The organism is Sandarakinorhabdus rubra, from assembly GCF_010994245.1.
Taxonomy (GTDB): Bacteria; Pseudomonadota; Alphaproteobacteria; order Sphingomonadales; family Sphingomonadaceae; genus Sandarakinorhabdus; species Sandarakinorhabdus rubra.
Map to the genome: position 1 here is coordinate 1 of NZ_WMHO01000088.1, position 9,899 is coordinate 9,899.

Consider the following 9,899-nt stretch of genomic DNA (forward strand, 5'->3'; position numbering starts at 1 on the left):
CCAGCGCCGCCAGCTGCACCAGCCAGCCGGCGCTGCGGGCCAGCGGCGCTGCAGCAGGCGGACTGGCCGGCACAGCCACCAGCGTCACCGGCGGTGCAGCCGGCAGCGGCGGTGGCGGTGGCGGTGGCGGTGGCGGTGGCGCCGTCACCGGCGGGCCATCCGGATAGACACGGCGCAGCCGCACGCGCGCGGTGCCGGCACGGTCGACACCCAGCAACTGCGCGGCCTTGCGGGACAGATCGATGATGCGGCCCTTGGCGAACGGCCCGCGATCGTTGATCCGCACCGTCAGTTTGCGGCCATTGTCGAGATTCTCCACCTCCACCCAGCTCGGCATTGGCAGGGTGCGGTGCGCGGCGGTGAGATCATCCTGGTCATAGCGTTCGCCGTTGGCCGTGCTGCCGGCATGAAAGCCCGGGCCATACCAGCTGGCAACGCCCTCCTCGCGATACGCACGGTCGTCGGCCGGATAATAGGTGACCCCGGCCACCTGATAGGGCTTGCCGATCTTCACCGGCCAGTTGCCCAGCTTGGCGGCATCGCGGGCCACGGCGGCGGTATCGTCCGAAACGTCGATCCCGCGCGGCGGCGGGGCAGACGCGGTGCGCGGCGGCGGCTTGCCGCCACAGGCGGCCACGACAAGGCCCCCCGCCACGATCCCGGCCAGGCGCTTCACTCGGCCACCACAATGGCTGGCTGGCGCAATGTATCGGCCAGCAGCGCCACCGACAGCGCATAGAGGTTGGAGCAGTTGTATCCCAGAATGGCGCGATAGCTGCGGGTGACGAGATAGGCCCCCTGCCCTTCGCCGTCCGGTTCGATCAGGCTCATCGGCACCGCATCGCCCGGCCAGGCGCCATTCACGGGCGTGAAGCCCAGGGCCCGCCACTCGGCCGCCGGCTTGAGCGCGGAATGACGGGACAGCGGCACCACGCAGCGCGCCGGCGGCTCGGCTGCCGCGACGCTGCCACGGGCAAAGCCATCGGGCACCAGCACGCGAAAGCCCCAATTCTCGCCGGCCTGCCAGCCCGCATCCTTCAGATAGCGGCCGATGGAGGCGAACACGTCGGCCGGGCTGTCCCACAGGTCCACACGGCCGTCGCCATCGCCATCGGCCCCGTGCGCCAGGTAGGAGGTGGGCAGGAACTGCGCCTGCCCGAACGCACCGGCCCAGCTGCCGGTGAGCGACGCGCGGGTCACCCGGCCTTCGCCCACCATCCGCACCAGCGCATCAAGCTCGCGCGTGAACAGCTCGCGCCGCCGCCCTTCAAAGGCCAGGGTGGCGATGGCGGACGGCAGATCGGTGCGCCCCAGCACGCGGCCATAGCTGGTCTCGATCCCCCAGATGGCGGCGATCACCGGCGCCGGCACACCGCTGGCCTCCTCGGCCTGCGCCAGTTGTGCGGCATGTTCGGCAAACTTGCGCTGGCCGTGGGGGATGCGGTCACCGCGGAACTTAGCGGCAAGATAGTCGGGGAAGCGCACCGGGCGCGCCGCGCTGCCCGGCTGACTGCGATCAGCACCGATCACCCGCGGCACCAGCGCGGCGCCGTCGAGCGTGGCATCGATCCACGCCGGATCCAGCCCGCGCGCCGCCGCCTCGCTGCGATACTGGGCCAGATAGGCCGCGAACTCGGCCTTCTGCTGCGCAGACACCGGGGTTTCGTCGGCACAGGCCGGGCTGGCCAGCAACAGCAACGCCAGAACCGCAGCGCGCAATTTCGGGGGGAACGAAACGGGCATGCTGCTGTTGTGCCACCGCCGCTGTCTGCGGGAAAGACCAGGGTTCGACTTATCCCCGGCTGGATCAGGCCATCGCGCTGAACCGGGCGCGATCCGTGTCGGACAGGCGGACATCGATGGTCACGCCGGCCTCGTCAAAGGCCTCCTGCACCACTTCGCCATGGGCATGCAGCCAGGCGAGGCGGCGGCCATCGGCGGCCGGCAGGGTGAAGCGGTGAACCCGCGCGCCGGCCCTGAGCGCCACGTCCATCGCCGCCTGCAGCACCGCGATCCCTTCCCCGGTGAGCGCCGAGACCGGAATGGCATCATCGCCGGCGCGCGCCTCGACCAGTTCACGCTGTTCGGGATCGAGTGCGTCGATCTTGTTGAAAACAGTGAGCATCGGTGTCTCGCGCTGGCCAGGCGCCAGGCCAAGGTCAGCCAGCACGCCCATCACGTCGCGGGCCTGCGCCTCGCTGTCGGGGTGGCTGATGTCGCGGACATGGACAATGAGATCCGCCTCCATTACCTCTTCGAGGGTGGCACGGAAGGCGGCGACCAGCTGGGTCGGCAGGTCGGAGACGAAGCCGACCGTGTCGGACAACACCACCTTGTCATGCCCCGGCAGCCTGATGGCGCGCATGGTGGGATCGAGCGTTGCGAACAGCAGATCCTCGGCGCGCACGTCGGCGCCGGTGAGGCGATTGAAGAGCGTGGATTTGCCGGCGTTGGTGTATCCGACGAGCGCCACCACCGGCCACGGCGCCTTCTGGCGGTTGCGGCGATGCAGGCCACGGGTGCGGCGCACCTCCTCCAGTTCGCGGCGCAGGCGGGCAATGCGGTCGCGGATCAGGCGACGGTCGGTCTCGATCTGTGATTCGCCAGGGCCGCCGAGGAAGCCGAAGCCGCCGCGCTGGCGTTCGAGGTGGGTCCAGCTCCTGACTAGGCGGCTGGCCTGATACTGGAGATGCGCCAGTTCCACCTGCAGCGTGCCTTCCGATGTGGACGCGCGCTCACCGAAAATCTCGAGGATCAGCCCGGTGCGGTCGATCAGCTTGGCCTTCAGCGCCTTTTCAAGATTGCGCTGCTGCACCGGCGTGACCGGACCATCGACGATCACCACTTCCACGTCCATGGCCGCCACCAGCCCGGCCAGACGCTCGATCTGGCCCTTGCCCAGCAATTGCGAGACCGACGGGCTGCGCAGCCGCAGCACCTCGGCATGGACAACGTCGAGCGCGATGGCGCGCGTCAGCCCCACCGCCTCGGCCAACTTGGCCTCAGGCGCGCGCAGGGCGTCCTTGTCATGGATGACGGGCAGGATGACCATGGCACGCGCGCCTGTGCGGATGCCGCGGGCCTCATCGAACCCGGCGACGGTCATCTCGCCGGGTCCTGCGGGTTCAAACCCCAAATTCGTGCCTTTCAGTCTTCGTCTTCCTCGGCCTCGAACAACTGCAGCGGCGTTGCCGGCATGATCGTCGAGATGGCGTGCTTGTACACCAACTGGCTGTGCCCGTCGCGCCTCAGCAGCACGGAAAAGGCATCGAACCAACTGATCACGCCCTGCAGCTTGACGCCGTTGACCAGGAACATGGTCACCGGGGTGCGCGTCTTGCGCACGGTGTTGAGGAACACGTCCTGCAGATTGCCGGATTTTTCCGCCATGCCGGGATCCTTCTTGGTCTTGGACGGCCCTGCTGCCGCCATGCGCATTTCATAGTCCATGCAGGCGCTTGTGTTCAAACCGCCGTTTCGTCACAGGCGGGTTTGCCGGTGCGGTCAGAGGTCGCTGTCGCCACCCGGTTCGTCGGCGAGGCCCAGCGCCTTCAGCTTGCGGTGCAGCGCGCTCCTTTCCATGCCGATGAAGGCGGCGGTGCGACTGATGTTGCCGGAAAAACGGCGGATCTGGGCGCGCAGATACTCGCGCTCGAACGCCTCGCGCGCTTCCCGCAAGGGCGTGCCCATGATCGACCGCACCGCCTGGCCTGGCACCAGCCGTGTCGGCTCGGCCATCACCTCCTGCGGCAGCATGTCGATATCGATCTGCGCCATGCGGTCGGCCGGCGCCAGGATCATGGTCCGCTCGATGACGTTCCGGAGCTGGCGGACATTGCCCGGCCAGTCATAGGTCTGCAGCGCCGCCAGGGCGTCGTCCGACAGGACGGGCGTCGGCAGCCGGCGCTCGGCGGCATGGCGGGCAAGGAAATAGCGCGCCAGCTCGGCCACGTCCTCGCGCCGTTCCGACAGCGCCGGCAGCCGCACCGGCACCACGTTCAGCCGATAATAGAGATCCTCGCGGAAGCGCCCGGCGGCAATCTCGGCAGCGAGATCGCGCGAGGTGGCCGAGATGACCCGCACGTCCACCCGCACCCAGCGCGCGCCGCCCACGCGCTGGAACACCTGTTCGGTGAGCACCCGAAGGATCTTGGCCTGGGTGGTGGCCGGCATGTCGGCGACATCGTCGAGAAACAGCGTGCCGCCGTGCGCCTGTTCGAGCAGGCCGGCGCGGACATTCTCGCCGCTCGCCTCCACCCCGAACAACGCCGCCTCCACCGTGTCCGGCGTCATCCGCGCGGCCGAGACCACCACGAACGGCGAATCGCTGCGCCCGCTCCACTGGTGCAGCAGGCGCGCTGCCACCTCCTTGCCGGAGCCAGCCGGACCGGTGATCAGCACCCGGCTGCCGGTCGCCGCCACCCGCTTCAGCGTGGCGCGCACCTGGTTGATCTGCGGCGAGGTGCCGGTCAGTTCGATGTCGTAACCGACCCGTTCCTTCAGCGCTTCATATTCGCGGCGCAGCCGCTCGGTCTCGGTGGCGCGCTGCACCACCAGCAGCAACTGCTCGGCCTGGAATGGCTTCTCGATATAGTCATAGGCGCCGCGCTTGATGGCGGCGACCGCGGTGTCGAGATTGCCGTGGCCCGAAATGACGACCACCGGCAGGCCGGGGTCACGCTCCTTGATGACATCGAGTAGCGCGATGCCATCCAGCGAGGAGCCCTGCAGCCAGACATCGAGGATGACCAGGCTGGGCCGGCGCTCGGCCAGCGCGGCGAGCGCCTCGTCGGCATTGGCGGCGACGCGCGTTTCATAGCCTTCATCGGCCAGCACGCCGGCCACCAGCTCGCGGATATCGGCTTCATCATCGACAATCAGGATATCAAGAGCCATCGCGATGCCGGTCCTTTCAGGCGGAAGCTGCTGCGAGCGGCAGCGCGGGCTGGGAATCGGCGGCGAGGCGCCGGCTGATCCGGGCGGTGACAAGGGCGCCCGACCCGGCCGGCCCCGGCGCCGGATTGTCGTCAAGATCGAGCGTGCCTCCATGATCCTCGACGATCTTGGCCGATATCGAGAGACCCAGGCCCGTGCCGCGGGCGCGGGTGGTGACATAGGGTTCGAGCAGGCGCATGCGATCCTCCTGCGGCAGGCCCAACCCATTGTCGGCCACGGCAATGCTGACCGTTTCGCTGTCGGCGCTGACATGGATGCGGATCACGCCCGGCTCCGCCCCCTCGCCGTCGCGAGCGAGACGGGCGCTCACGCTTTCAGCAGCGTTCTTGATGAGGTTGGTCAGCGCCCGGCCCAGCTGCTGGCGGTCGCAGACCAGGCTCAGGTCCGTCTCGCCATCGAGGCGGAAGCTGATCTGCGGAAAGGCCACTTCCTGCAGCACAAGCGCTTGGCGCAACAGGCGTTCGAGATGCTCGGGCGCGAACACCGGCTTGGGCAGGCGGGCAAAGGCGGAAAACTCATCGACCATGCGCCGGAGGTCTCCCACCTGGCGCACGATGGTTCCGGTGAGCGTCGTAAACGTCTCGGCATCCTCCTCGATCTGCTTACCGAACTTCCTCTGCAACCGCTCGGCGGCGAGCTGGATCGGGGTCAACGGGTTCTTGATCTCGTGGGCGATGCGGCGGGCGACATCGGCCCAGGCAGCACGGCGCTGATCGGCCAGCTGGGCCGAGATGTCGTCAAAGGTCAGCACGAAGCCGGCGCTGGCATCGCCGCCCTCGCCCGCCGCGCCGATCCTGACCGCCAGCGTCTGGATCTCGGTGCCGCGCTGGATGCGCACCTGGCCGCCGGCCTCGCCGGTCTGCCGCGCCTGTTCCAGCAGTTCGGCCAGTTCCGGCGCCACCTCGCGCAGCAGGCGCCCGCGCAGCAGCCGGTGCGGCAGGGCCAGAAGCGAGGCGGCAGAGGCATTGGCCACCCGGATCTCGCCATCCGGCGCGATCGACATCACGCCGGCCGACACGCCAGCCAAGACCGCCTCTGTGAAGCGACGGCGGGCATCCAGCTCGTCGTTGGCGCCCAGCAGCGCCGTCTGCTGCGCCTTCAGCTGGCTGGTCATGCGGTTGAAGGCGCGTTCCAGCACGCCGATCTCGTCGACGTCGCCGCGCACCGCCACCCGCGCATCGAGATCGCCGGCGCCCACCCGTTCGGCAGCACGGGCCAACCCGGCGATCGGCTCGACAAGGCGGTTGGCCAGCCACAGCGCAAACCAGATGGCGACGATCAGCGTGAGCAGCGAGACCGCCATGAGCACGAGGTTGAAGCGCAACTGCATCACCCGGCCGCGTTCAGCGAGGGCGCGATACTCGCCCAGCGCGTTTGCCGCCGCCCGCGCCCGCGCCAGCACCGCCGGGTCCACCTTGCGACTGGCATAGAGGAAAGTGCCAGGGCTGCCGGGAATGGCGACGGCGGCCTCCACCCGGTCTTCCCCGGCGCCAATCAGGGTGACGGGTCCGGCCATGGCGCGGGCCAGGTCGATGTCGCCCATGTGGGCACGCACCTCGGCCTCGCTGGCCTTGCTGGCCGCCACAAGCACCAGGCCATCGGGGCCGCGCCGCACCACCGCCGCTTCAGAGAGCGTGCGGCCGGCGACCTGGAACTCAAGCCCGCGCCGATACAGATCGCTGCCTTCGCCGAAATCCCGGGCATAGGACGCGACGTCGGCGGCCATCACCGCGATGTCATCGGCGATGCGCTGGCGATTCTCCTCGACATAGGCCTGCGCCACCTGGTTGGAGCCATCGAGGATGGTGCGCACCCGGTCGGAAAACCAGAACTGCACGCCGAACTGGAAGAGCAGCGAGGCGAACACCACCACCAGCACGGTGGGCACCGCCGCGACGGACGCGAACAGCGCCACCAGCCTGAGGTGGAGGCGGGCACCGGCCAGCCCGCGCCGCCGATTGCTGATCAGGATCGCCACCCGCCGGCCGATCAGCACGATCAGCAGCATCGCCGGGACGAGATTGGCCACCACCAGCAGGCCAACGATCGATTGCGAGGCACCATTGGCCGGCAGCCCGCTGCGTGTCAGCCAGGCATAGCTCGACCAGCCCAGCAGGATGGTGAGCGTGGCGGCCGCCAGTTCCAGCGACGGGTAAAAGCTGCCGGACCGCGCCAGCCGCTGCAATCGCCGCCAGCCCCGGCGCAGCCGCAGCGCCTGACGCTGCCCCGCCGTGCGCGGCCGGCGAACCAGCTTGATGTCTACAGGGGCCGAATCGACAGTCACCAGCAGCGAGCATATCGCCGGATTGTGGCGCCGGGAACACACATCGGCGCCGCAGCGTTGCCGCGCTGCGACAGATTGTCGGTTCAGGCCGCCAGTGCCGCGGGCTCCGGGCGAGCAGCCAGGGCGTCGTAGAAACGGTCGATCATGGCGAGCACGGTGGCGCTGTCAGCCACCTGGTTGACCGCGTTGCGGAACTGGGCGCTGTCGTGCAGGCCCTTGGTGTACCAGCCCAGATGCTTCCTCGCGAGATTGACGCCGTTCAGCTCGCCATAAAGCTCGAGCATCAGGGCATAATGTTCCTTCACCAGCGCGTGCTGCTGCGCCAGCGTCGGGTCGTCCGGCACCTCGCGGCCCGTGAGCGCCGCCATCACCTGCCCGATCAGCCACGGCTTGCCATAGGCGCCGCGCCCGATCATCACGCCATCGGCGCCGCTCTGCGCCAGCGCGGTCCTGGCATCCTCGATGGAGCAGATGTCGCCATTGACGATCACCGGCAGGTTCACCGCATCCTTGACCAGCCTCACGAACGCCCAGTCGGCCGTGCCGGAATAGAGCTGGCAGCGGGTGCGGCCATGGACCGTGATCAGCTGCACACCCTCCCCTTCGGCGATGCGCGCCAGTTCGGGGGCGTTCAGGCTGCTGTGATCCCAGCCCATGCGCATCTTCAGCGTGACGGGCAGCTGCACCGCCTTCACCGTGGCGCGGATCAGCTGGGTGGCCAGCGGCAGGTCGCGCATCAGCGACGAACCGGCATGGCCATTGACCACCTTCTTCACGGGGCAGCCCATGTTGATGTCGATGATGGCGGCGCCCTTCTGCTCGTTGAGCTTCGCGGCTTCCGCCATGCGCTCCGGCTCGCACCCGGCGAGCTGCATCGACACCGGCTCCTCGCTCGGATGCCAGGCGGCCTTCTGCAGGCTCTGCCGCGTCTCGCGGATCATCGCTTCGGATGCGATCATCTCGGTCACGGTCAGCCCGGCGCCATAACGCTTGACCAGCGTGCGGAACGGCATGTCGGTCACACCGGTCATCGGCGCCAGGATCACCGGCACGTCGATGCGGTTGGGACCGATCTGGATGGGCTTGATGAGGCTCATGAGAGCGCGGCCATAGCGCAGAAAGCCCCTTTTCCACAAGGCAAGCCGGGCCTAAGCCTCGCCCATGCGCATCCATGCCATCATCGTCGCCGCAGGGTCGGGGATCAGGGCCGGCGGCGGCGTGCCCAAGCAGTATCGCGCCGTGGCCGGGCAACCGCTGCTGCGCCATGGCGTCCTGCGGCTTCTCGACCATCCGGCCATCGGCGGGGTGACAGTTGTCATCAACCCCGAGGCCCGCGCGCTCTACGATGACGCGGTGGCCGGTCTGGCCCTGCCCGAACCCGTGGCAGGCGGCGCCACGCGTCAGGAGAGCGTGCTGGCCGGGCTGGAAGCGCTCAGCCGCGATCCGCCAGACATCGTGCTGGTGCACGATGCCGCCCGCGCCTTCGTGCCCGCAGAGGTGATTGATGCGCTGGTTGCCGCCTTTGATGAACCAGCAGTCGATGGCGCCTGCCCGGCCCTGCCCCAGGTCGACAGCCTGCGCCGGGGTGTGGATGGCCGCTTTTCCGGCAGCGTCGACCGCGACAATCTCTGGCGGGTGCAGACGCCGCAGGCCTTCCGCTATGCCGCACTGCTCCACGCGCACCGCGCCGCCGCGCCGGGCGCCACCGACGAGGTGGCCATCGCACTGGATGCCGGCCTCAGCGTCGCTATCACACCCGGCGACGAACGCGCTTTCAAGGTGACGGAGCCAGATGATTTTGCGAAGGCGCAATCCATGACCGTCTATTCCTCGCGCGCCGCCTCCGGCTTTGATGTCCACCGCTTCGGGCCGGGCGATCATGTGTGGCTGTGCGGCATCCGGGTGCCGCACGATGCCGGGCTCATTGGCCACAGTGATGCCGATGCCGGGCTGCACGCGCTCACCGATGCGCTGCTTGGCACCATCGCGGCCGGCGACATTGGCGATCATTTCCCGCCCAGCGACGAGCGCTGGCGCGGCGCCGCGTCGGACCAGTTCCTCGCCCATGCGGCCAGCCTGGTGCGGGAGCGCGGCGGCATTATCGACCATGTCGACGTGACCTTGATCTGCGAGCGGCCCAAGGTTGGCCCGCACCGCGAGGCCATGCGGGCCCGCATCGCCAAAATCCTCGGGCTGGCCATCGAACGGGTGAGCGTGAAGGCGACCACCACCGAGAAACTGGGCTTCACCGGGCGGCAGGAGGGCATCGCGGCACAAGCCATGGCCAGCGTGCGGCTGCCGGAATGATGGATTCTGAGCTCGCGACACTGGCCGAGCAGGTACTGGCCGAAAACCGCGCCATCGGCCGCAGGGTCGCCACCGCCGAAAGCTGCACCGGCGGGCTGGTGGCCGCCGCCCTGACCGAGATCGCCGGATCGTCGGACGTGGTGGACCGCGGCTTCATCACCTATTCGAACGAGGCCAAGATGGAGCTGCTGGGCGTGCCGGCGGACGTGCTGGCAAGCCACGGCGCGGTGTCGGAACCCACCGCCCGCGCCATGGCCGCCGGCGCACTGGCGCGCAGCCGGGCCGGCGTGGCCGTCTCGATCACCGGCATCGCCGGGCCGGGCGGGGCGACGCCGGGCAAGCCGGTGGGGAT

The 9,899-nt window shown here is 69.0% G+C and carries 8 protein-coding genes and 1 pseudogene; 2 read left to right on the forward strand and 7 right to left on the reverse strand.

All coding sequences use genetic code 11. The features are described 5' to 3' along the window. The 7 genes and pseudogenes from GJV64_RS15725 to dusB form a co-directional block, all read right to left on the reverse strand. The coding region (locus GJV64_RS15725) for a septal ring lytic transglycosylase RlpA family protein (protein WP_164156590.1) at positions 1-676 on the reverse strand (676 nt) is incomplete at its 3' end. After that, positions 673-1,743 (reverse strand): lytic murein transglycosylase, encoded by a 1,071-nt coding sequence (locus tag GJV64_RS07215; RefSeq protein ID WP_164156591.1) that lies wholly within the window; start codon positions 1,741-1,743, stop codon positions 673-675. The genes GJV64_RS07215 and GJV64_RS15725, both read right to left, overlap by 4 nt. Before the next feature lie 64 nt (positions 1,744-1,807). Beyond that, on the reverse strand, positions 1,808-3,106 hold the full coding sequence (hflX, locus tag GJV64_RS07220; protein WP_164156592.1) for a GTPase HflX: 1,299 nt from the start codon (positions 3,104-3,106) through the stop codon (positions 1,808-1,810). Positions 3,107-3,159: 53 nt separating this feature from the next. After that, positions 3,160-3,390, reverse strand: a pseudogene (gene hfq, locus GJV64_RS07225) (RNA chaperone Hfq); the annotation flags it as partial. A 114-nt stretch (positions 3,391-3,504) separates the two neighbouring features. After that, on the reverse strand, positions 3,505-4,896 hold the full coding sequence (ntrX, locus tag GJV64_RS07230) for a nitrogen assimilation response regulator NtrX (protein WP_164156593.1): 1,392 nt from the start codon (positions 4,894-4,896) through the stop codon (positions 3,505-3,507). Positions 4,897-4,912: 16 nt separating this feature from the next. After that, entirely contained in the window at positions 4,913-7,240 is a 2,328-nt protein-coding gene (locus GJV64_RS07235) for a sensor histidine kinase NtrY-like (protein WP_164156594.1), read from the reverse strand. Positions 7,241-7,323: 83 nt separating this feature from the next. Then, positions 7,324-8,337 carry a tRNA dihydrouridine synthase DusB gene (gene dusB, locus GJV64_RS07240; protein WP_164156595.1) on the reverse strand — a complete coding sequence of 338 codons (1,014 nt, stop codon included), beginning with the start codon at positions 8,335-8,337 and terminating at the stop codon, positions 7,324-7,326. Positions 8,338-8,401: 64 nt separating this feature from the next. Between dusB and GJV64_RS07245 the strand changes: the two genes are divergently transcribed. Together GJV64_RS07245 and GJV64_RS07250 are read left to right on the forward strand one after the other, a co-directional pair. Next, positions 8,402-9,547 carry a bifunctional 2-C-methyl-D-erythritol 4-phosphate cytidylyltransferase/2-C-methyl-D-erythritol 2,4-cyclodiphosphate synthase gene (locus tag GJV64_RS07245; protein WP_164156596.1) on the forward strand — a complete coding sequence of 382 codons (1,146 nt, stop codon included), beginning with the start codon at positions 8,402-8,404 and terminating at the stop codon, positions 9,545-9,547. Continuing rightward, the coding region (locus GJV64_RS07250) for a CinA family protein (RefSeq protein WP_408014972.1) at positions 9,547-9,899 on the forward strand (353 nt) is incomplete at its 3' end. The genes GJV64_RS07245 and GJV64_RS07250, both read left to right, overlap by 1 nt.